Raw genomic sequence first — 20,426 nt, 5'->3', positions numbered from 1 at the left:
GAAATGCTATATGGTACAAAATGCTAGAGATAATGTTAGGGTGTTGCTGTTAGATATTGAGGGAACAATAACACCTGTGAATTTTGTTTTTGAGGTTTTATTTCCCTTTGCAAGAGATAACGCAGAAGTTTTTCTCAAAGAACGCGGTGGCGAACCGGAAGTGCAAGGTGACCTCAATCTGCTACGTCAGGAATATGAAAGCGATCGCGCAAAAGGAGATACTATACTAGAGTGGACTGGTACCGAAGCTATTGCTGCCGTTCCTTACATTTATTACCTGATTGCTACAGATCGTAAGTCTACTGCTCTCAAGTCTCTTCAGGGTAAAATCTGGGAGCAGGGATATAGAAATGGAACCCTTAGAGCGCAGATTTTCCCAGATGTAAAACCCGCTTTTGAACGTTGGTTGGCTGCTGGCAAAAAACTCTATATTTTCTCGTCGGGGAGCGTACAGGCACAAAAACTCCTATTTCGTTATTCAGAAATTGGAAACTTAACGCCTTTTTTAAGTGGCTATTTTGATACTCGAACGGGATCAAAAATGGAATCTCAAAGTTATAAAAAGATTGCCAAAACCATTGAACTCGCTCCCCAAAAAATTCTCTTTATTTCTGATATGGTTGCTGAATTACAAGCTGCTAGTGCTAGCGGTATGAAGTCTCTATTCTCTTCAAGACCTGGCAATTATAGTACCGATCCTCAAGAATTTACTTCAATTCAAACCTTCGACGGCATCTAACGGGACTTAGAAAATACGCTAACTTGCTACAATAAAAAAACATCCCTACCCTAACCCCAGATGACTCAAACGCTCGCTCCATCGCTAACCTTAGAAGAATTTCTAGAGCGTCCAGAAACTAAACCTGCTCTAGAATATATTAATGGAAATATTGTAGAAAAAAACATGCCCCAAGGTGAACATAGCCTCCTCCAAGGTGAATTGTGCGAAGTCATTAACCGAGTTGCGAGATCGCCTAAAATTGCTAGAGCTTTTCCCGAATTGCGCTGTACCTTTGGGAGACGTTCCATGGTTTCCGACATTGCCGTGTTTCGCTGGGAAAGAATCCCCCGAACTGATACCGGAAAAATTGCCAATCGTTTTGAACTTCACCCCGATTGGGCGATCGCAATTTTATCCCCTAACCAAAGTAGCTCTCAAGCCTTAGATAAATTATTGTATGGTTCCCAATCCGGCACAAGTTTGGGATGGTTAATTAATCCCGCAGAAGAAAGTATTTGGGCAATCGGAGAAAACCAACGCATTGAGGTGTTTACCACTGACGCACAACTGCCTGTTCTAGAAGGAATTGATCTAGAGTTAACCGTATCCGAAATTTTAAGTTGGTTAATTCTGTGACAAGCTCCCGACTCCAGTCGTAGGAGAGTCCTAAGCGCTGGAATTCGGCCTTCATTTAGCCAATGTTCTCATACGTCCTGGCGGGTGTCGGCGCGTTCTGTGGGATTTTTATGGCTATATAGCGCTTTGCGCTAGGAAATGGGGAATAGGATTGTAGGATATGGCTGTGGGAATTCGGTCTTGTACTCCATAATGCAAGCAAAGCGCTGTATAGCACGATCGCAGCGATCGTCTAGAAACAGGCGAAGGAAGATCGCCTGCTGTTTGCCTATGACTTCTTCCCTAGCGCTCTATATCCACTTCCTCAACAACCATCTGAGCCAACTGTGCAGCCGCTCCCGTCTCTCCGCGCACTCTTGCTAGGCGATCGCGCATTTTCTGTAATTGCTCGGGATGGTCTAAATACTCAATCACTTGCTGGGCTACTTCTTCGGCTTCTAAATGTCCCACCCATTCTGGAACAATCATCTCTTTTGCCCAAATATTGGGCCAAGCAAATAATTCCCCTCGCCGTTGTTTCCAGAACAGAATCACTTTATTGATTACCTTAGCAATACTCGAACCCACAGCCGGTAAATGGGCTAACATTCCCCAAATACCATCCCAACTCCGCATCGCATCGAGCTGTTGGGTGGGCAATAATACAATCATTGGTAGGCACAAAGACCCCAATTCTGCCGTATTTGCCCCGACTGTCGTTATACAAAATTGACATTGGGTGAGCATTTCATACGCGGGAAAGGAAGTCCACAAATCGATTTCTAAACCGCTAGGGGTTTTTAGGCGCGGTTGAGACCTGTTTTCAATTAACTCAGCTTCTCCTGTGGGCCAATAGTGCAGGGTCTGATTGAATTGAGGATCGCCAAACAGGGCTAAAGTTTCGATATCGAGGGTTGGGGCAACGGGAATGATAAATTGGGTTTGAGGGCGCTGTTGATGGATCAATTGGGCGATCGCCAATGAGAACGGTAATCCCGGCCGTAATTTATCCGGTTTTGACCCCGGTAATACCGCAATCAACTCCCCATCAACCGGATTTTTGGATGTCGAAACCGACTGGGCTGAGTCTGCCATTAAATCCCCCACTACAGTGAATTTATGGACTAAATTGGGTTGTGCTTTGTCTAAAATTTGGCGATTCATCACCGCGAATCGGTCAATCCAAGGCTGCCATCGGGCTTCCCATTCTGCGTATACCAGGGTTCGATAGCCCAACCGCTTGCCCAACATGAGAGTAAAAAATTGATCGCCTCCCAGAAACAACACCAAACCGCGATCGCTCCATTGCCAATTTTGGGCCGTTTTCCCCCACAATAAAAAGGGGATAAAATCTTCTGGCCCCTGAACTCGATTCACCTCTGGCAAAGAGGCTGCCATCTCGGTTTCGGAACCACTGGCATGGGGACAAGGGGACAACACCACAGAGAGGCGAACCCTTTCGTTGTTCGCGCCTAGAGCCTGGCGAATTTCTTTGACCACCGGACGTACCCAAGTGGTTAATTCTCCCGGCCCATTTGAGAGAATCAGAATATCGATCGTAGATTCAGACACAGATATGGACATAACCTCATTAATTGAAGCGATCCAAGCCGGCGATCGCGCTACAGTACAGACTTTAACTCAAACCTGGGATCAAACCGAATTAAATGACCAAGGAAGCGTTGTTTTAATTACTGCTGCTGAACAGGGAGATACGGGGATTTTACACCTGTTAATTGAGGCCAACCTCAATGTCAATCAAGGAGATGAGGATGGATGGACCCCGTTAATGGAAGCGAGTGCTGGGGGTCATGTAGACCTGGTAAAACAATTACTCACTGCTGGTGCTAATGCCAATACTCCAAGTAATGAGGGTATCACCCCTTTGATGGCTGCCGCTGCTAAAGGCCACACTGAAGTTGTGACGCTCTTGGTTGAACAAGGTGCTGACTTAAAAGCTAAGGATAAGAATAGTTGGACCGCTCTGATTTGGGCTTCGGCGGAAAAGCAGACCGACATGGTTAACTTACTGCAAACCTTGCGTTCTAAGGGTGGGGAGTAGAATTGGGTCATGAAAAGGTCAAACCTAGTTTTGCCTTTTCTCTCTTGCCCATTCCCTAATTCCCACTAAACCCCAAATTGTCCCCAAATTTGTTGAGCAATGCGTTTGGTTAACGTCGGTTTCGAGGTAAATAGTTCTCGCAATGCCCAAGAACTTAACCGGGGAAGGAGACTTATCATCCGCCGAATTAACCACTCCCGGAAAAGGAAACCCAGCAATGTCCCAATGACTGCGGGTAAAACAACCCAAATTAGCACAGAGATCAGCAGTTGTTGGAGAACCCCAGGATCTTGAAGAACAACGAGCAGGTTTCTGATACTCAAGATAGCACTGGGCATCCAAATCGTGAGCATGGCGATCGCCCAGGCAATGCGATCGACCAATTGAGTCGTTCTCAATTGCAAGAAATTCAGCAGTTCATTGATCAACCAATTGTGACTTTGAACCACCCTCAAGCATTCTGGTCTATCCAATAATTCTCGGCCGACTTGGTTGATCAGATCTCCATCTGGAGATAACACAGTCCGTAATAGAAACTTGCCTTCTTTCGTGTTATTTCCTACATAAAAGGTTCTAAATGTCAAGGCCGATTGAATGGTTCCCTGAGATGTCGTATCAATAACCACCATCTCCCGAAGATCGACCAAGAGGCGAGCCAATTGACGAGGGGGGATGATCAGGCGATCGCCCCCCAACCTCACCCCCTCAATGTGTTGGAGCATCAACGGATTCAGATAAAACACAAATTCCCCATCTTCCGCTCGAATACAAGGTGCAATCAAGCTTCCTGGAGTTTGCGGCGGGTTGACCAGCGATCGAACCTGCTCTACCGTATTTCGGATAAACTTAAACACACTCTCCTTTGGAGTTTCATCTACCGATTAGGATTAACAAACGTGGCAGCCGGTAATCTAAACCGTCCATCCGTACTTTTTTCCAGAATATTTTGCACAATCTCGACCATAAACTCCAGCAAACCGCGCCATTGCCGTTCCCCAGAATTTACCCCTTCATTATGGATTTGGATCAACAATTCCTTCTGATCAAAATCGAGTAACTTCTCATGGTATCGATTAATAATATCCCCATCAAGTTGCATGACTGTTTGGGCATAGATAATATCTGTTGATTCAGACTTGAGATCTTGACTATCTAAAGCTGACTTCAGTTCTTGCAGTTTGCGCAAACCTCGCAAAAAACGACCATTCGAGAGCAAATTCTGTAGTTTGTCTTCATCACTCGGATCATCTGGGTTCGGCAGTCGCTCTTGAGGATCAAATAAATCATTCGTCGGATTACTGAGGACTTGTCGATACTCCATCAGCAATTTGCGACGCAATCCATGATAGCGATGGTAAAGTGCTGGAGGAATTTGACGCTGATAAAAATACTGTTCATCCCCTTCATTCTCTGGAATGTCATAGATATAACGATAGGCTTCCTGGGGCACAAATTTGCTCCCCGTAATTTGTGACACTATCATCGTATTGACTTCTAGGGCAGTCATATCGGTGAGAACTTCACCTAACCCGACAACAAAATCGCTAAACCGGCGTTGAAGACTAGACACTTGTCCCAACTGCCCATTCTGGGTAGGTGTTATTTCTGTTGAATCAGGCATGACCATTGTACTCCTATTGAATAAAGTTGTTGATTAACTCGGTTGGGTTTGATCTGAGCAGTAAAGAGAATCTTTAGTCTAAGATTTCTTTTCCTCAAAAGGATCTTCTAAGTCGGCAAAAGGATCGTCTCCCAAAGCATCAAAGAGTTCTGACTCTTCTTGTTGAGTTGATCCCTCTGATAAGTCTAGAGACTCAGCAAAAGGATCAGTAGCATCATCCTCCTCAGCAAACAAATCAGCTAAGGGGTCAACCTCATCATCCTCCTCCAGCATCAGTTCTTCTGTGATAGCTGGAGGGGTAATCTCCTCTTCCTTCTCCCAGTCTTCAGATAAAAGCGCCTCTAATCCATCAGAGTGATCCAAGATCGAATCTTGAACTGACTCACCAAAGGAATCTAACTCCTCTTGGGCAAATTCGTCAATCATTCCTTCTAACTCTGGTTCCACCACTGTCGGTGCTGTATGACTCACTGGCGAATCCTCCCAGAGATCGCCCATATCTGCTCCAATTTCCTCTATTGCCTTCGCATCGCTCAGAGCTTGAGCGCTTGCCCGATCTTCAGCGATCGCATTACTCTGATCGCCTAGTGGAAAATCTAGCTCCTCTGTATCTCCAAACACATCTAACAAATCAGCATCCGTCTCTTCTGCTTCACCATACTCCTCAGTCATCTCTGAAGAAAAGTCGGGGAGATCTAAAGGAATTTGTACTTCTTCTTCCTCTGGCTCAAACACATCTAGTAATGCTTCTGTTTCTACAGAAGTTTCTTCAGAAGAACTCATATCATTCCAAATCGTCTCCGACATCGTATCCATTTCAAACGCACTTAAAATTTCTGCTTCTTCTTCCTCCGATGCTTCGGGAATTCCCAAAGGCTGTTGATCCGCACTCGAAAACGGATCTCCCTCTGCTTCTTCGATTTTTTCCCATAAAGATTCTTGGGATTCATCTAATAGCAACTCTTCTTCTGAACTCGAAAATGGATCATCCCCTACTCCTAAACCCTCTTCCAAAGATTCAGCCCATTGAGCTGGAGCAGTTTCTGTTTCTTCTTGCCATAAATCTTCAGTTGATGAATCCTCTTCAGAACTCGTGAACGTAGCAGACTCAGATTCCTCAATTTCTTCCCATAATTCCTCTGTTTCTGCCATAGGAAAGGGATCTTCTTCCATTTCCACCAGTCCTTCCGTTTCTAAAGATTCCTCTAATGCCGGAGGCATTGATCTTTCTTCTTCCCACAACTCCTCTTCTGAACTCGCAAATGGATCGTCTTCCATTCCTACCAGTTCTTCTTCTAAAGATTCCTCTAATGCAGAAGGCTCTGATGTTTCTTCTTCCCACAATTCTTCTGCCTCTGAACTAGCAAACGGCTCTTCTTCCATTTCCACTAATTCTTCTTCTAAAGATTCTTCTAATACGGGAGTTTCTGACAGCTCTTCTGTTTCCCACAATTCTTCTGTCTCTGAACTCGCAAATGGATCGTCTTCCATTTCCACCAGTTCTTCTTCTAAAGATTCCTCTAATGCAGAAGGCTCTGATGTTTCTTCTTCCCACAACTCCTCTTCTGAACTCGCAAATGGATCGTCTTCCACTTCCACCAATTCTTCTTCTAAAGATTCTTCTAATACGGGAGTTTCTGACAGTTCTTCTGTCTCCCACAGTTCTTCTGTCTCTGAACTCGCGAATGGATCTTCTTCTGTTTCCACCAATTCTTCCATTTCTAAAGATTCTTCATCTAATACGGGAGTTTCTGACAGCTCTTCTGTTTCCCACAATTCTTCTGTTTCTGAACTCGCGAATGGATCTTCTTCCACTTCCACCCGTTCTTCCGTTTCTAAGGATTCCTCCAATAGGGAAGTCTCTGAAGTTTGTTCTGTCTCCCACAGTTCTTCTGTCTCTGAACTCGCGAATGGATCGTCTTCCATTTCCACCAGTTCTTCTTCTAAGGATTCTTCTAATACGGGAGTTTCTGACAGTTCTTCTGTTTCCCACAATTCTTCTGTCTCTGAACTGGCAAAAGAATTGTCTTCCGTTGCCACCAATTCTTCCATTTCTAAAGATTCTTCTAATACGGGAGTTTCTGACAGCTCTTCTGTTTCCCACAATTCTTCTGTTTCTGAACTCGCAAATGGATCTTCTTCCACTTCCACCCGTTCTTCCGTTTCTAAAGATTCCTCCAATAGGGAAGCCTCTGAAGTTTGTTCTGTCTCTGAACTGGCAAATGGATTGTCTTCCGTTTCCACCCGTTCTTCCGTTTCTAAACTAGCCAAAGGAGGTTCTTCCATTTCTAAAAACTCCTCTAATGCAGGAGTTTCTGAAATCTCTTCTGTTTCCACTAATTCTTCGTTCCCTATGGATGATTCCTCTGAGGTAGGAAAGGGTTCCTCTTGTTCTTGGTCTTGGCTTTCAGTAACTATTTCTTCTAGAATCGCTTCTTCTAAGGATTCTTCAGAAGGGGTTTCATCAGCAGATTCAGTGGGGATTTCTATTGATGCTCCATATTGAGCATCAAATTCTGCCATAATATTATCTTCGTCAGAAAATTCAAAATTCGATAAGCTTTCTTCGGGTTGTTCTAAACTTTCAACAGAGGATTCTTGCAGGCCGGTTAGTCCTAAATTGCTTGAAGAATCAGTACCTTCGGAATCTGCGTCCAATATACCGATGAAATCTTGATCGTTGGACTCAGTGATTTCAGATATTTCCGAGATAGGTAGATCGGAACTTTCCATTTCTGATGGTATTGCATCAATAACTGGAAAAGTTTCTAATTCTGAGTGAGTTAGATTAGCGGATTCTTCTACTGTGTCGTTAGTTTCTGTACTTAATTCTTGAGTATCTATGTCAGAATCAAAGGCTGCCATAATTTCATCTTCTTCGGTATCAAAACTGGAGAAAGATGAATCGGTTGCTGATTCTTCGGAATCTAGGGTTGGAGTGGATAAGTCTGTGTCGAGTTCGGCAATTTCGGGAGAGTCTTCAATGGGAATTAAGGGAGGCTCTTCGATCGCCCCAGCATCAATGATTTCTTCAGTTGTTTCTAGATTTGATACAACAGAATCTGAGTAGGTGGCATCAAAGGCACTCATGATCTCCTGTTCTTCATCGTCTAGAGGTTCTTCAGATTCGATGTCTAGAAGATTACTCTCTTCATTGGGCGGTTTTGGCGCGAGTGGCTCTTCGGGTTCAGAGGCTTCTGCGGATGAGGTGATAGCAACGGCGGCGGCTGTAAATCCGGCAGCAGCAGCAATGGTTTCTAGGCTGAGATCCGTTTGTTTTTGGCTCTCTGATGGCGATTCGGGTTCATTTTCCCCAAAAATATCATCCAGGGGGTCTGAGGGAGGTTGGGGCTTGGTTTCCGTGGGCTGGGTATCGAAGGAGTCAAAAAAGTCATCTTCTAGTTCTTCTAATGGAGGTGGGGAGGTTTCTGGGTGGCGATCGCCTTTTTCCTCGATGGTTTCCTCTACTGTTTCTGCCACTGGAGGGACTGCTACCTCCCACTCCACTTCTGCCACTTCTTCTAAAGAGGAAGAACTACTCTCTGTGTCTTGAGCCGCTACGCTTTCGAGATGAGTAACCACCGTCTCAAACTCTTGTTGTTGCATCTCCGCCCACAAGCCAAAGAGTTTTTGAATACTGTTGAGATTGCGTTTAATAATTTGCCGACTGGAGCGAATCTGATTAATATGGAATTCTCGTAATTCCGTAAATGGCCCATTCCCAACAAAATGGCTACCGACTTCTGTATCGATTTCACCATCAACGATATTAATTCGGCTATGCATCCGATAACCGGGCTGGGCTTCGGGTTGCTCATCTGGGTTGGCACCATAAGGATCGGCTAAGGATATCCACGTAGTGATTTCCAGTTCTATTGATTCACTTAAGGCGGTTTTCAAAGCCTCAAGGAGTTCCCCAGCTTTAATCGCTTCCCGAAAGTCGTCAGTGGCTGCCATGATGATAGTTCCTCGTTAATCGATGCCGGAAGCCGATACTCGACCCCACTTGAGCAAACCTGAACCTCTGTCTATGCTATCTGAATTTGCACAGGTTTGATACCCTTCTTACGAATCCATCTGACCCTTGAGTAGGTTAGATGATTTCGAGCTAGAGAGTTGGGCGGCTTGAGCAGAAGAGATTTTCTTCATGCTTGCTGCCAAGATAGCAAAGAGTTGCTCTAGATTATCTAAGTTTTGTTCCAGAATATCCCGGCTTTCGTCTATTTGACTCATGTGAAAGTCTTTTAGCTCGGTATAAGGACCATTACCCACAAAGTGGCTCCCGACTTCTGTATCGATTTTGCCTTCAACAATATTAATGCGAGTACGCATCCGATAACCCGATGTTGAAGGCTCTGGAGTAGTTGAGTCAGTGGGATGAGATTGAGCAGTACGTTCATAGTGAACGCCATCGGCAACCCAGGTTTTAATATCGAGTTCGATCGCTTCGCTCAGAGCGATTTGTAGAGCATCTTTGATCTTTCCGGCTTTGAGCGCGGCTTTGAAGTCATCACTGGCTGCCATGACTCAATCCCCCTATCGATTTTGTGTCTCTGATTAGGCTTTTTAGCCCGCTTTATAATAATTATCCGCGATTGAGTATCAATGATCAAGGGGGTGGCTCGTCAATCGGCAGGGAATAGAGGGGCGATCGAGCGATCGCCTTGATGCCTTTCTACTCGGAGGAATTGTCTTGTTTCTGCTTTTTCCACAAAATCGCGATCGCCACCCGTACCGACTTCCCCATCATGGAAACCCGCATTTCTGGAGAAGCCTTCTTTTCCCATTGAATCAAACTCTCTCGAAAGGCTTCATCTTGCTGCGATCGTTGCACAATAGCTGACACAATCACCTTTTTTTGGAGCTGCTCCAGGGCAATCCCTTCCTGTTTCAAATAATTCAATAGCCGCTGGATATTATCCACAAACTGATCCGGCATTTGTGAAAACAGGATGGACTTAATTTGCTTCGAGGTTTCCTGATACAACTGCTGCTGGCGATCGGCCATCGGCTTAGGAGGAGGGGGTGGGGGCGGACTCTGATTCACAACTGGCCGAGACACCGGTAAATTTGGATGCTTAAGCATCGCCAACAATTGATGGCGACACAACGTAAACCGTTCTTTAACTTCTGGATATAAATTTAGGATTTGTTCAGAAATAATTTTGGCATTGACTACATGATTGGCCAATAATCGCAGTAAATACTGATGATCCATCGGGACATAGGACTCAATCGTTAAGTGCAACTCCAAATTCTCCTGTTGCAACTCCGCCAAAGTTAGGATCAAAACCTCCCAATTGGGCGGTTCACTAAACCATACTTCAATCGTGGTGCTACTTTCTTGATATTCTTGACCCAGTTCTCCCGGCTCAAAGTTGCGATCGACTGGATAGCGACTAGCTGGACTTTTGGTCGTAAAATTAAACCGTCTCCACAAATAATGACAAACAACCTTAGATAAATCAACGCCCTCAATTTTCCAATTTTGAATACAAGCACCGTTTAAATTTGCACCATCTAAAATCGTCCGGATTAATCGAGTTTCTAGTAACAACGTATCCGTCATATCAGTTTCACCCAAATTGGCATCACTCAAATAAGAGCCACTTAAATCCGCCCTTCTGAGATTAGAGCCGCGTAAATTGGCATGACTCAAATTACCCTGTAATAAATAAACATCTTCTAAATTAGTCCGCAATAAATGGGCATTCTTGAAACTTGTTTTCAGCAAATAAGCTCCCGCTAAATCTGCCCGACTCAAATCTGCTTGATCCAAAATGGCATCACTTAAATCTGCCCCCGTCAGAATCACTCGATGTAAATCCGCCCCAGTTAAATTAGTCGATCGCAAACAACAGTTGAGTAAATTCGCCTCCGTTAAATTCACCTCAACTAAAATGGCATTGCGTAAATTCGCTTCCTCTAAGTGACTCTCCCGTAAATTCGCCCCCGTTAAATTCGCCCCCGTTAAATTCGCATAACGGAGATTCGCTTCCATTAACTCAGTTTTACTTAAATTGACACTCGTCATTTTTGCCCGCTCTAGATTAATTTGATCTAGGGTGGAATTTTGTAAATCTGCGCTCGTTAAATCTGCTTCTGTGAGGATTGCCCAATTGAGTTCTGCCTCTTGCATTCGAGATAACCGTAAATCTGCCTTCGTTAAATTAGCGCCACTGCAATTACAACCCTTTAACTGACTACTGGTTAAAACGGCATTACTTAAGTCAGCATGTCGAAAACAAGCACCGGTAAGATTAGCTTCGTTAAGGGATATCCAAGTTAAATTGGCTCCAGTTAAATCTGCTCCAGTCAAATCAATTTGACGCAGATTCATACCACTGAGGTTAGCTCCACTGAGATCTACATGGGCAAAATCCCGTTCTCCTTGTCGATAGCGATTGAGTAGCTCTTGTGTTTCCATGAAAACTGGTGATGGGTTCCCTGAAGTGGAATACAATCGGGTTAGAATTGACCGGAGCTTTTACTCCAATCCCCCTTAGTGTACTTTCAACCGGTTTACCATAGGAGGAAATTAGAACCCAATTGGATCAGTTTCTTAAGGTAACCATTGGGGATAGAAGCCTTTTAAGGGCAGAACTTCAGGCTTAATTTGGGGGTCTTCCATTAGTTTTTGAGCATCGATAATCGGTAATATCCAAAGATTACTGTTATTGTTCTGTGAGTTATCTGGGGTAGGCGGAGGTGATTCTTCTAGGATATCAGCTTGATTATGATCGAATAGAAGAGCCACTCCATCAGGGGATAAACTCATCTGGATGTCCCGTTGATTCGGTAGACCAATTAAGGGAATTTGCTCAGTGGTTTCTAGATTAATGGCAGTAATATAGGGCAGTTCTTGGTAGAGTTCTCCAGGTAATAGTTTGGAGAGTAGACAGTAGAGTGTGGTTTGGGTAGGGTCAAATTCGCATTCTCGAATTGAGCCATTGGTTTTGAGCAGTTCTTTTTCAGTTCCTTGGTTGGTAATTAGATAGAGCGATCGCGTATAATCGGGATTAAATTTGATCATTGTAGCGGCTGAACCATCTGGCGCAAAACTGAGCACTTGACCAAATTTAGGCAGAAAATTTAACGGTTGGTTCGTCGATTCAGATTGATCCGGATAGAGGGGAAGGAGAGCAACCCCTTCTCCTTGGAGCAGGGCAATCGCCTGGGAATCGGGAGTAATTAAAAACTCTCCTCCCGGTTGATTTTCAAGGGGATAGGGGTCTCCTTGTTCTGGAATCAGCCATAGTCCAAAGTCGCTCGGATCTTCACGATTCACCCGTTGTACCACAATAGTTTGACCGTCAGGAGACAGATCAAAGGCCAGGTTTTGATGGGTTTCGTTGTTTAAAACTTCATCCACAATACCCGCATTTTCCCCGGATTTTAAGCCTGTAGTAGTTGTGTAGAGTTTTTGCTCAATAATTTCATCAGCCGCTTCTTCAGTATCTCGCGCGGAAAATAGGATGCGATGGCGATCGGGATAAGGCTTAAAGTCCATCACGACTAGATTAGGAGGAGTGAGAATCTCTAGATGATTCTGAGTCAGGTTATACAGAATTAAGCGCCCAGACTCTTCATTTTCATTGCCAATATAGACAAACACGCGATCGCGAGTTCTAAATTCACCAACAAAGGGTTGAATTATGGTCCCTTTTCTCACATCAGAATATTGATCTTTTGCCCCTTCAATTTGTATCTTGAATTGAGTGCCATAGGGCGCAGGTTTATTTAATGTATAAGCCATCCGCCGACCCGCCCAACTCGTTTTACCCGATAACGAAGGTTCAATTTTAAGATTATTCTCTACGCTTTCCCGATCCATCGGATGGCTAAATTGCAGGATAAATGCCTTGTCTTTTGCTGTAATGACTTGATCATTCCACGTGAAAGCTCTCACTCTAGGAGCCGCATTGCTGCCTGTAATAATCAAAAGCAACATGATGACAAAAAGAACACTGACTACACTGACCACAACTCGATCGAGCGGTTGCCAATCCTTGACTTTTGGCTGGATTTTATCAACGTAAAAATCCATTAAATAGTTGGGAATATTCATTCTTTCATCAATGTTTTAATTAATAGTTATAAGGATTTTTGGGTTCTGGAATTGGTTGCACCTCCTGAGCGACAATCACCAACTTGCGATTATCATTCAAAACTTCAGTCGCCATTGCTCCCTTAATTTCCACCCAACTATCTTGAGCATAGGTTTCGCGAGATTCTGGAAACTTGACCGGTAAACCAATAGGATAAGCATCTGCGGCGCAACACGTAATAATAAATCGAGAAACTAATCCATATTCCGGCGGAAAATCTGGAGGGTGAATCACAAATCCACTCACCTGCACATTTTGCCCTGTATAGGCATCGGGTTCAGGATACACATTCAATGTTCTCACCCATTCCACCAAAGATCTATCCTCTGGTTTAGTCACATTTGTAAATGACTGAGGTGTGATTTCAGTAATCGGGATAAAATCATTAACTCCCCGCTTCAAAGCCGTTTCTGAAGTAAACGCTTGAGGTCTAACCGTTAGACCAACAATGGCGGTAAATAATAACAGATAGCAGCTTAAGCTCTGGGGTAATAAGCTCACATGCTCTCTCACATTGGCGGCATTTCGAGGACGGTCAACCAAACTTTTTTGGTAATGCTTCCACAGTTGCCATCCCTTCACTCCACTGAGTCCAAGTAAACAGACTCCAGCAATAATGATCAGCCAATGGTAGGCTGGGTGAATCAGTAAATTCAATTCTCCACTGACCCATAATTTGATTAATAAAAATCCCCATAATCCGGTGGTGACCACATCTAAGGTGGGAAGCCAACGCTGAGGCAAACGGAATTGATTCATCATTCTTAAAAATTAATCAACCATGTGATAGAGAAAGGTCAACACAAAAGTTAACTGGGCTGCTAAAACCAATAAATAGATAATCGCCCTGGGTTTGAACATCGATAACATCAAGCCTACACTTTTGATATCAATCATCGGTCCAAAGACCAGAAAAGCTAATAATGAAGCGCTGGTAAATGTGGAGGCAAAGGAGAGGGCAAAAAAGGCATCAACAGTAGAACAAATCGAGACCACTGCCCCTAAAATCATCATGGCAACAATTGAGGTTACAGGTCCGGTACCTACCGCTAGGATGAGATCGCGAGGCATTCCTACTTGAATCAAAGCGGCGATCGCACTGCCAATCACTAATACTCCCCCCAGCTCCCGTAATTCCTGTAGAGCATTATCCATAAACAAGCGCCAGCGATAAGACCAAGGCTGCTTGACTAAATCCTGAGATAATTGGGTCATTTCCCAACTCGACTCATCCAGCTTTAGCCGTTTGCCTTGCTCGCCAATAATATAGGTTCCCGATGCCAAGAGGGACAAGGATTCATCTTTTTGTTCATCCCAGTCAGAGCCTTTAAGATCGCAAGCCGGCATTAAACGCACCATACCCGGCTGCAACAAAGGGCGTAAATCAGCTTGTGAACTGAAGATCCAAGCAATTCCTGTCGCAATGATCAACGAAAAGATGACCCGAAATACGACCAACTCCGGTTGGTCTCGAAAGGCGGTCCAAGTTGACCAAATCACCACCGGATTAATGGTCGGTGCAGCCAGCAAAAAGCCTACTGCCACTGAAGGGGGAAAGCCCTGAAGCAAGAATCGGCGAGCAACGGGTACATTACCACATTCACATACCGGAAACAGAAAGCCAATCGCACTTCCTGCTAACGCTCCGAGTAAGGGTTGTTTGGGAATCAATTGTAGCAGTTTGCGCTCATCGACAAAAAACAGGAGCGCACTAGAGAGGATGACTCCCAGTAAGAGAAAAGGAAAAGCTTCAACAATGAGGCTTAAAAAAATCGTAAAGGCAGTTTTGAACTGAGTCATTGGGTTCAAAGGTTCAAATGGGTGAAGAGCGCTCCTTCAGGATCAAATGGGAGGAAAGGGTTTGCCCAGTTATTGTATCTGAAAATTCTTCATAGAATATCAAACCCCTGTTGATCCTTTCTCCAATGAGTTCCTGCATCCGGTTCGGTGAGGTTATGGTTTTGTGCTTTTTTCTCCAGGTCGTGATGTGGGAGTCTTGCCATTACCATTATGACCGTTACGACCGTTATGGCCGTTATGACCATTACTATAAGAGTGATAACTTCCCTTATAACCATTGAGGATCGGTTCAGAGTCAGCCTCTTTATTGAGGTCAGGCGTTTCGATGATTGGAGGTGGAGGAAGGGGCTGAATATTCATTTCCTCTGCATTAATGACAACGCCCAATAAACGGTAGTCTTCCGAATCTTCTAGGAGGTCAATTTTGTCGGCTAAATCGTTACTGACGGTATAACCGGCACGGGTGACGAGGATTATGCCATCGGTATAGCGCTCTAGAATTAGAGGATCGTTACAGAGGTTGAGGGCAGAAGCATCAACGACGACAAAGTCAAACCGTTTACGGGCATCTTCGAGGAGAAGACGCATTTCTGCTGATTCCACCACAGCGGCTGCATATTCATAGGGGCCAAAACTGGGAACCATGTAGAGGTTTTCAATATTGGGAACCAGGCGAATACAGTCACTAATTTGGCTATAGTAGCGCAGAGGTTCAAGGGTGGAGTTGGAATCGGGAACAATTTTGAGGATTTCGGCATTGGACGGGTTGCGTAAGTCGGCTTCGATGAGGAGGGTACGTTTTCCGGCTCTAGCGGAGGCGATCGCCAAATTGTAGGCGGTCACACTTTTTCCTTCCTGGCGATCGCAACTGGTGACTAACACTACTTTCGGTTTTTCTTCCACTTGCCGCAGGGTAGAGCGGAACCGTTCATAACTATCCAAATAGGGAGAATGGCGAGAGAGCATCATGGGAACTTCTCCCCCAGAACCATCCCACTCTTCCACAAAGGGTAAAATCCCCAAAATTTGCACTTCTCGCTCGGTAACAAAGGCTTGAATATCTTCCAGCGTTTGCATAGTGCTGGCTAAAACCATACCCAAGCCAAAGATGGCTCCTGCACCCAAAATCATACCCCCGACTGCCCCTGCTGGTAGGAGCAGCATAATGGGTAAAGGGGCTGGAGGGGTAATCTTTTCGCCTAGTCTGGGAGGTTGAGCAATATTTAAATTGCCCACAGTTTCCGCTTCAGCCGTTTGAGCATCAATCAGTTTGGCTTGAATCGTGTCATAAAACTGTTTGGTCAAGATCACCTGTTGTTCTAATCTCGCCCGTTCTGCTTGCGTGTTGGGCAACCCAGCATATTCCTGGATCAATTCTGTGGCAATGGTTTTGGCAACCGCTAATTCTTTTTCTAAGGTTTCTTTCTGGGTTTTGAGTCCCACCAATTCTTGGGCGATCGCCTGCCTAGCCGGATCGAGGCTACTATCCTTACGAATTTGCTCACCACTTCTCAATGGTGCAGCCAATCCGTCCCCTCCAACTACCTCAGCCGCTCGCACCGTTAACAAATTTTCCGTTGATGCCAATTGTCGCCTTAACTCGACCATCTGTGGATTATCCGGGCGCAGGGTTTGACTGAGCAATAATTCTTGAGACTCTAACTCATAGAGCTGAGTGCGCAACCGGCCAATAATCGGATCGGCACTTAAGGCGGCTGAAGCATAGGCTTGATCGGGATTTAAACCCAACTGCTGTTGCAGACTCGCCATTTGGGTCGCCACGGTCTCAATTTGCAATTCTAACTGTCGCTGCTGCTGCTCATTTTGCGTAATTGATCCCGGAAGTTGAGTCCGTTTTATTTCAGCAAACTCCGTTTGCCGAACAAACACTTCTAGCTCATTTTCCGCCTTGCGTAGCTCTTCTACTACCTTTGGTAAGCGCTCATTTAGGGTTTCAATAATTGCTCGCAAGCGACTGGTATTAAGGCGACGGCTTTGCTGAATTACTTCCTGCACTAACAATTCAGTGATTTGTTTACCCTGAGATCTATTATCCCAGGTCACATATACATATAAAAAGGATGGGGTTTTCCTGTTATATCTAATTGAAGATCCTTTCCGTAAATCCCTAGGGTCAATCTGGATTTTGGGATGCTCGGCAACTGTTTGTAAGACCTCATTCGTTAAGAGTAACTCTTGGGCATTTTCTTCAAGCTGTTCACTTTGGGCCTGGATAGCTGTTCCGGTTTCCGAAATCGTTATGGGAGGAGTAGTAATTTGCAAGACAGATTGAAATCGATAACTGGGGAGTCCTTGTGGGGGTTGAAGCACCGCAAATCCTCCACCCCCAAGTGCCCCTATCATCAGCCCAATGGGAATAGTTAACCAATATTTTCCAAAGGCGATTTTATATTTTTTGATCAGCGGTGAAGTCATAGTTCTATCCAGGCTACTTACAAATACAAGTCCCTCATTTCTACTTTAACCTAAGCTAGCTTGAAGAAAAGGGATTTACTGGCTTGGAGAGGGGGCTGGGGCAGGCGCTGGTGCTGGTGCTGGTGAAGGTGCTGGCGATGGAGCTGGAGTAGGTGAAGGGGTAGTCCCCGGTGTTGGTGTGGGGGTAGTTCCAGGTGTTGGTGTGGGAGTAGGAGTAGGGGCAGGAGAGGGAGATGGATTATTCAGGTTGGTATCAACGGTAAAGACATCAGTGACATTATCTCGGAATTGCCGCCAAAAGAGGAGAAAGGTGAGGACATCTTGAAACGGTCGGGTAATTCGAGTTAGAGTTACGCTCAGTCTCGATAATAAGTTGCGATTGACTACGATAATGTCATTATCTAGCAAGCGAATATTTTGGGAAACATCGCCTAATATGACACTCCGAGCATTAATAACTTTGGTTACCACTCGTCCCTGTTCTTGGTCAAAGCGAATCAACCCCACTTTACTCAATTTAGCTTCTTCAAAATTGGGCCCGATCGCCGTAATCGCATCAGCAAAGGTACTGCCATTCGGTAATGTAATTGACCCCACATTATTGGTTGTATAGCGCACAACATCAATAGCAATCGTGGGTTGGGATAAATTGGATTCTGCCGCTAACTGATGATCGTAGTCGATATCATTAAAATCAATTTTAGGCACAATAATGACATCCCCATCTTCAAGCCGCAGATCCTGGATTCGCTGCCCATATTTAAGGGGAGTGAGTAAATCTACAGAAGCTTCTAGGACTGAACCATCTAGCAAAGTTCGACGAATAATAATGTTACGCAAGTCAGCCGACTGAGTAGATCCTCCAGCCGCTACCAGAGCATCAGCGACTAAAGGAAGGGGGGCAGAAGGTAGAGGATAGGTTCCTGGTCGCAAGACTTCACCGGTAATAATCGCTTCAACGGGTCTACGATTGCCTAGAGTAACCAAGACATCAGGTTCAACCACAAATTGATTTAACCCAAAGCGTAATTTCTCCTCGACTTCTTCTAGAGTTAAGCCTTTGAGGGTCAATCGTCCCATTAAGGGGACAATAATATTCCCTTCTAAATCCAGTAGAGCTTGAAAATTCAGATCGGGAAAATTGGTCACATTAACTGTAATCGAATCTCCAGAGCCTAGGCGATATACATCAAATTCTGGAGGGGGAGCCGTGAGTAATTGATTATCGAGTTCCAGAATTTCCCCTTGGTTTCTCAATCTCTCTCGTGCGTCTTCGAGGAGTTGATCGACAGAAGCCGGTTGATCCACATCAATAGGAGGGAGTTGTCCGTTGGCCTGAGAAGGCAAAAACAACCCCACACCTAATGTCAAACTAATGGTAATGTTAAAATGCCGTGAGGGAGCCATAGGAAGTTTATTGTACAGGGGCTTGACTAAAGACGGTTTCCATTAGAGTGGTTTGGATCGTTTGTACCAAGGAATGGGTAATGTTCTCTGCTTCTTCTATATCTCCTAGGGCTTCAATGGGAATCATTAGACAAACGGCCATCCAAGGAGCGCGATCGCCTTGGGTTTGGGCTAGGCGATCGGCTATAAACCAATTGACTGGGGCTGGATCTCCCCCATTCGGCCAAGCGTACCATTGCACCAGAGCATAAGTTTGTGTGGGATTCCAGCCGCGAAAAAACCGCGATCGCACTCTCACTCCTCGATCAGACTCTGTATTGACTTCCCATGTCTTCATTTGATAAGAATCAGTTTTCCAGTCTCTGAAAACCTGTTGCACAAACCCATTCACATCCACCCATTCCACCCTGGGTTGGTCTAGGTCTGAATTTTGAATTAAAAACAACAGAATGACCGGTTCTTCCCAATTTCCTTGAAGTTGTTGATAAGACCATTTATGACCTCCTAAACCCAGTTCCCTCTGCTCAAGGGTTTCCCAACCTGAGAGAGTTAACCCATTTTTGCGGACTTGTCGCAACTGTTTTAAGGCCACTACTTTGGGAGGAGCCTGCCATTGCCACGATCCGTTGAAGTATCCCGGAATCGTACCTACGGCCAAAATGATCACCATAAAGCCGAGCAATACCCATAGGAGCAAAGACTGTTTTTCCGTTTGGGGGGGCGGCTGATCATTCATCGGAGTTAAAGGATTCAAGGGTTTCATCAGACTCTTCTAACTCTAAATAGTCGTCACGATTGATCCAATTCAACAGAAGCACCACCAAACCTAACATACCTGCGGAATATAAATCTCCACCCCAACTTTCATGTAACCAATGGAATACTGGGTCATTGCCTGTGCCATGAAAGTAGGTGAGTAGGCTATTGCGGATAATATTGGCTACTACACTAATAACAATTGACCCGGCCAATAAGGAGATAATTTTACGTCGAGAGGCGATCGCACCCGTCCAGTAAAGAAGCATTAACGCTACATAAAGACTGGTAAAGAGCATTTTCAATCCCGCACAGTGGGGGGCAACTTCTACCAGTCTTCCCCCGGTGGAGAGATAAATCCCGTTTACGGTAACATCCATTCCCACAATACCAGAGAGGATAAATCCTGCCATGGTAGAAATAAAACTTTGTAAGGGGAGAATATAAGGCTCGATTAAATAAGGAATTTCTGTGGGAGTGGCTAGAACGACTAAAATAAGGGGAAAAGCTTGTAATTTCAGACCTGGAATACCCTTTAACCATAAACAAATCCCAACGAGGATCAGAGGAAAGGAGAGATTAACAATATCGGGGAGTCCAGTCATATAGAAAACTCCACCGAGTCCGAGGAAAAAACCGCCTAGGGGATGGAAGTCGTCAGGCAGTTGTGTCCATTGCTGGCGTTTTTCCCAGAAGGCAATATAGACGGCAAAGGGTAAGCCAATTAACCCATGGCTAAAGTATTCGTGTTCAATACTGATACTTTTATTGATCCAGCCATCATACCAATGCAAGAGCAAGGGGGCATAAAGAAGGATGAACAGGGCTAGGAGAGCATAATTGAGCCAAGATTTGGGTATGGAACTGGGAAAGGAAGATGGTTGAGTCATAGTGTTTTTA

General features: G+C 44.8%; 16 protein-coding genes. 3 read left to right on the top strand and 13 right to left on the bottom strand.

The window, feature by feature from the left end:
• Positions 1-10: 10 nt before the first annotated feature.
• Both mtnC and PN466_RS11655 read left to right on the top strand, forming a co-directional pair.
• Positions 11-739, top strand: coding sequence for an acireductone synthase (gene mtnC / locus PN466_RS11660; protein ID WP_271939808.1), 729 nt, complete (start codon positions 11-13; stop codon positions 737-739).
• A gap of 60 nt (positions 740-799) precedes the next feature.
• On the top strand, positions 800-1,357 hold the full coding sequence (locus PN466_RS11655) for a Uma2 family endonuclease (RefSeq protein WP_271939807.1): 558 nt from the start codon (positions 800-802) through the stop codon (positions 1,355-1,357).
• 282 nt (positions 1,358-1,639) lie between these two features.
• Here the strand turns inward: PN466_RS11655 and PN466_RS11650 are convergent, their stop codons facing one another.
• A complete protein-coding gene (locus PN466_RS11650) occupies positions 1,640-2,920 on the bottom strand; it encodes a lipid-A-disaccharide synthase (RefSeq protein WP_271939806.1) in 1,281 nt (426 codons plus the stop codon).
• Between PN466_RS11650 and PN466_RS11645 the strand changes: the two genes are divergently transcribed.
• Positions 2,913-3,398: an ankyrin repeat domain-containing protein gene (locus tag PN466_RS11645; protein ID WP_271939805.1), complete on the top strand. Its 486-nt coding sequence runs from the start codon at positions 2,913-2,915 to the stop codon at positions 3,396-3,398. The genes PN466_RS11650 and PN466_RS11645 overlap by 8 nt on opposite strands.
• 65 nt (positions 3,399-3,463) lie before the next feature.
• Here PN466_RS11645 and PN466_RS11640 read toward each other — a convergent pair whose 3' ends face one another.
• The 12 genes from PN466_RS11640 to crtB all read right to left on the bottom strand — a co-directional run bounded on the left by PN466_RS11640 (position 3,464) and on the right by crtB (position 20,416).
• Positions 3,464-4,252, bottom strand: a complete 789-nt coding sequence (locus PN466_RS11640) for a hypothetical protein (protein ID WP_271939804.1) — start codon at positions 4,250-4,252, stop codon at positions 3,464-3,466.
• A 20-nt stretch (positions 4,253-4,272) separates the two neighbouring features.
• A complete protein-coding gene (locus tag PN466_RS11635) occupies positions 4,273-5,019 on the bottom strand; it encodes a hypothetical protein (protein ID WP_271939803.1) in 747 nt (248 codons plus the stop codon).
• 78 nt (positions 5,020-5,097) lie between these two features.
• The gene (locus tag PN466_RS11630; RefSeq protein ID WP_271939802.1) at positions 5,098-8,976 is read right to left on the bottom strand and encodes a hypothetical protein; all 3,879 of its coding nucleotides are present in this window, start codon (positions 8,974-8,976) and stop codon (positions 5,098-5,100) included.
• A gap of 108 nt (positions 8,977-9,084) precedes the next feature.
• Positions 9,085-9,543 carry a hypothetical protein gene (locus PN466_RS11625; RefSeq protein ID WP_271939801.1) on the bottom strand — a complete coding sequence of 153 codons (459 nt, stop codon included), beginning with the start codon at positions 9,541-9,543 and terminating at the stop codon, positions 9,085-9,087.
• 151 nt (positions 9,544-9,694) lie between these two features.
• On the bottom strand, positions 9,695-11,446 hold the full coding sequence (locus tag PN466_RS11620; RefSeq protein ID WP_271939800.1) for a pentapeptide repeat-containing protein: 1,752 nt from the start codon (positions 11,444-11,446) through the stop codon (positions 9,695-9,697).
• 135 nt (positions 11,447-11,581) lie between these two features.
• The gene (locus tag PN466_RS11615; RefSeq protein WP_271939799.1) at positions 11,582-13,087 is read right to left on the bottom strand and encodes a hypothetical protein; all 1,506 of its coding nucleotides are present in this window, start codon (positions 13,085-13,087) and stop codon (positions 11,582-11,584) included.
• Positions 13,088-13,106: 19 nt separating this feature from the next.
• On the bottom strand, positions 13,107-13,889 hold the full coding sequence (locus PN466_RS11610; RefSeq protein ID WP_271939798.1) for a TIGR03943 family putative permease subunit: 783 nt from the start codon (positions 13,887-13,889) through the stop codon (positions 13,107-13,109).
• A gap of 9 nt (positions 13,890-13,898) precedes the next feature.
• A complete protein-coding gene (locus PN466_RS11605) occupies positions 13,899-14,927 on the bottom strand; it encodes a permease (RefSeq protein ID WP_271939797.1) in 1,029 nt (342 codons plus the stop codon).
• A gap of 153 nt (positions 14,928-15,080) precedes the next feature.
• Positions 15,081-17,363: a GumC family protein gene (locus tag PN466_RS11600; RefSeq protein ID WP_271939796.1), complete on the bottom strand. Its 2,283-nt coding sequence runs from the start codon at positions 17,361-17,363 to the stop codon at positions 15,081-15,083.
• Positions 17,364-17,438: 75 nt separating this feature from the next.
• A complete protein-coding gene (locus PN466_RS11595; protein WP_271939795.1) occupies positions 17,439-18,770 on the bottom strand; it encodes a polysaccharide biosynthesis/export family protein in 1,332 nt (443 codons plus the stop codon).
• Between the two features lie 7 nt (positions 18,771-18,777).
• Positions 18,778-19,533: a cyanoexosortase B system-associated protein gene (locus PN466_RS11590; RefSeq protein WP_271939794.1), complete on the bottom strand. Its 756-nt coding sequence runs from the start codon at positions 19,531-19,533 to the stop codon at positions 18,778-18,780.
• Entirely contained in the window at positions 19,499-20,416 is a 918-nt protein-coding gene (gene crtB, locus PN466_RS11585) for a cyanoexosortase B (RefSeq protein ID WP_271939793.1), read from the bottom strand. Before crtB ends, PN466_RS11590 begins: the two co-directional genes overlap by 35 nt.
• Positions 20,417-20,426: the final 10 nt, after the last annotated feature.

Source organism: Roseofilum reptotaenium CS-1145, assembly GCF_028330985.1.
In the GTDB taxonomy this organism is placed as follows: domain Bacteria; phylum Cyanobacteriota; class Cyanobacteriia; order Cyanobacteriales; family Desertifilaceae; genus Roseofilum; species Roseofilum reptotaenium.
This window is presented reverse-complemented; position numbering and strand designations above follow the sequence as displayed.